At 71.5% G+C, this 2,835-nt stretch carries 4 protein-coding genes; all 4 read right to left on the bottom strand.

Annotated features, from left to right (window positions below; all coding sequences use genetic code 11):
- Positions 1 to 73: 73 nt before the first annotated feature.
- Positions 74 to 481 carry a peptide-methionine (R)-S-oxide reductase MsrB gene (gene msrB, locus ACWGI8_RS42580; RefSeq protein ID WP_453668831.1) on the bottom strand — a complete coding sequence of 136 codons (408 nt, stop codon included), beginning with the start codon at positions 479 to 481 and terminating at the stop codon, positions 74 to 76.
- A gap of 12 nt (positions 482 to 493) precedes the next feature.
- Entirely contained in the window at positions 494 to 1,888 is a 1,395-nt protein-coding gene (gene murC / locus ACWGI8_RS42585; protein ID WP_453668832.1) for a UDP-N-acetylmuramate--L-alanine ligase, read from the bottom strand.
- Positions 1,889 to 1,931: 43 nt separating this feature from the next.
- Complete coding sequence (locus tag ACWGI8_RS42590; protein ID WP_453668833.1) at positions 1,932 to 2,402, bottom strand: indole-3-glycerol phosphate synthase; 471 nt, start codon at positions 2,400 to 2,402, stop codon at positions 1,932 to 1,934.
- Positions 2,403 to 2,505: 103 nt separating this feature from the next.
- Positions 2,506 to 2,835, bottom strand: a 330-nt coding sequence (locus ACWGI8_RS42595; RefSeq protein WP_453668834.1) for a dihydrofolate reductase family protein, incomplete at its 5' end; no start/stop codon positions are given.

Here is a 2,835-nt window from a genome sequence, read left to right on the forward strand (position 1 = left end):
CCACACAGCAGCTCGACGAAACAGAGCAGCCGCCGGCAGGCCGATGCCTGCCGGCGGCTGCTCGACCGCTCCGTCAGTCCTCGTCGGGCGTCAGTCGCAGGGAGATCGAGTTGATGCAGTACCGCTGGTCCGTCGGGGTCGGGTAGCCCTCGCCCTCGAAGACGTGCCCGAGGTGCGAGCCGCAGCGCGCGCAGCGCACCTCGGTGCGGACCATCCCGTGGGACCGGTCCTCGATCAGCTCGACGGCGTCGGTGTCCTTCGGGTCGTAGAAGGACGGCCAGCCGCAGTGCGACGCGAACTTCTCGTTGGAGGTGAAGAGCTCGGCGCCGCACGCCCGGCAGGAGTAGACGCCCGTCGTCTTGGTGTCCGTGTACTCACCGCGGAAGGCGGGCTCGGTGCCGGCCTGGCGCAGCACCTGGTATTCCGCGGGGGTCAGTTCCGCGCGCCACTGCTCGTCCGGCTTCTCGACGTCGTACGCCATGCTCGCTCTCCCTCACTCGGCGAGGCGGGCCAGGATCTCCGGTCCGAGATCCGTCACATCGCCCGCGCCCATGGTGAGAACGAGATCACCGGGGGCGGCCATTCCCGCGATCACGTCCGGGACGGTCGCCTTGTCGTGGACCGGGGTCACGGCGGCGCCCGCCGCGATGGCCGCGTCGATGATGAGGGCGCTGGTGACGCCGGGGACCGGGTCCTCGCGCGCCGGGTAGATGTCGAGGACCACGGAGGCGTCGGCGAGGGCGAGGGCCTGGCCCATTTCCGTGCCGAGTTCCTGGGTGCGGGAGAAGAGGTGCGGCTGGAAGACGACCAGCAGGCGCCGGTCGCCCGCCGCCGCGCGCATGGCCTCCAGGTCGGCGGTCATCTCGGTGGGGTGGTGCGCGTACGAGTCGATGACCTGGACGCCGTTGGTCTCGCCCTTGAGCTGGAGGCGGCGGCCGACACCGGTGTACGCGGTGAGGGCACGGGCCAGGTCGGCGGGCTCGATGCCCATGCGGACGCCGGCGGCCAGTGCCGCGGCGGCGTTGTGGGCGTAGTGGCGGCCGGGGACGGAGACGGTGAAGGTGATCTCGCCGTGGTCCGGGACGGCGACGGTGACCTCGCTGGTCATGCCGTTCGGCTGGATGCGGCGGATCCGGACGTCGCAGCCGTCGCCCTCGCCGACCCTGACGATCGTCAGGTCCTCGCGTGCGGCGACCCGCGAGGCCAGCTCCCGGGCGCCCGCGTGCTCGCCGACGACCAGCGTGCCGCCCGCCGGGATCTTGGCGACGAAGGCCTCGAAGGACTCGTAGATCTCGTCCATCGACGCGTAGTTGGCGTGGTGGTCGAGTTCGACGTTGAGGACGATCGCGACGTCCGGGTCGTACTTCTGGAAGCTGCGGTCGCTCTCGTCGGCCTCGGCGACGAAGATCTCGCCGTCGCCGTGGCGCGCGTTCGTCCCCGGCCCGGCGAGGTCGCCGCCGATCGCGTACGACGGGTCGAGACCCAGCTCGGTGAGCGCGACGGCGAGCATCGACGTGGTGGTGGTCTTGCCGTGGGTGCCGGCCACAGCGATGGTGCGCGAGGTGCGCATGAGCGCCGCGAGCGCGTCGGAGCGGTGCACGACCGGCACGCCCAGCTCGGCGGCGCGGGCCAGCTCGGGGTTGTCGGCGCGGATGGCGCTGGAGACGACGACGCACGACGCGTCGTCCGCGAGGTGCTCGGTGGCGTGTCCGATGTGAACGGTCACACCGAGCGCCCGCAGCGCCTCCGCGGTGGCGGACTCCTTGGCGTCGCTGCCGGCGACCTTCGCGCCCCGCTGCGCGAGGATCTTCGCGATCCCGGACATTCCGGCGCCGCCGATGCCGATGAAGTGCGGCCGTTCCATGGCGTGGGGGATGCCGGATGCCATGACTGTGTCTCCCAGGGGTGCGACGTCGTGCGAAGGCCCCAGCCTATTCGCTGTGCGCGAAGAGCTTGAGCACCGGTACGCCGACCTTGTGCCGGGCGCGGGAGGCCCAGTCGCGGTGGAAGAACTCCTCGACGTAGTGGGGTGCGGTCATGACGATGACCTCGTCCGCGCCGGACTCCTCGACGACGGCCTTCATCTTGTCCAGGGGGTGGTCCTCGACGACCTGCCCGACGGCCTCGGAGCCGGCGGCCCGCAGGGCGGTCAGGGAGTTCTCGAGGGCGAGCTCCGCGGGCTTCCTGGCTTCCTCGCCCCCGGGCTCCTCGCCCTCGCGGACGGCTTCCTTCAGCTCACCCATGGCCACGTCGTCGATGGCGCGCAGCAGAAGGTCGGCCTGGTCGCCGCGCGGCTGCATGAGGACGACGAAGGAGGTCGGCTCGTCCCCGTGCAGGGTCGTGACGAATTCCACGTCGGTGGACGTGAGGGGCTTCTCGATCATCAATACGCTTGTGAACACGTCAGGAGCCCTTCCGCGGAAACCATCCTGCCCCGTGCCCGCACGGGGTCTGAGACTAGTGTGCCCACCCGGACCTAACCGGAGCTGCTAATTCCGCCGCTTGTCAGATCCGACGGTAGCGGGTGAAGAGGAACCCGGCCTCCTCCAGTACCGACGCCAGTGCGAAGTGCTCGGGCACCCTCCGCGACGGGCCTCCCGCGATCCGCTGGGCGTCCCCCGCCGTGAGCGTCGGGGACACGGTCAGGCACAGCTCGTCCAGCACTCCCGACGCCACGAACTGGCCCAGCAGCCGCGGCCCGCCCTCGGTCAGCATCCGCCGCAGTCCCCGTTCGGCCAGGGCCTGGACGGCGCCGGCCGGGTCGACGCCCCGTCCCTCGCCGGCGATCAGCACCTGAGCGCCCGCCTCCCGCGCCGCGGCGACCCGGTCCGGGGG

The sequence above is a fragment of the Streptomyces sp. NPDC054841 genome (assembly GCF_053611045.1).

What these genes read in the sequence shown, in the direction of transcription:
- msrB (WP_453668831.1), bottom strand. Translation starts at nt 481, where the DNA reads ATGGCGTACGACGTCGAGAAGCCGGACGAGCAGTGGCGCGCGGAACTG.
- murC (WP_453668832.1), bottom strand. Translation starts at nt 1,888, where the DNA reads ATGGCATCCGGCATCCCCCACGCCATGGAACGGCCGCACTTCATCGGC.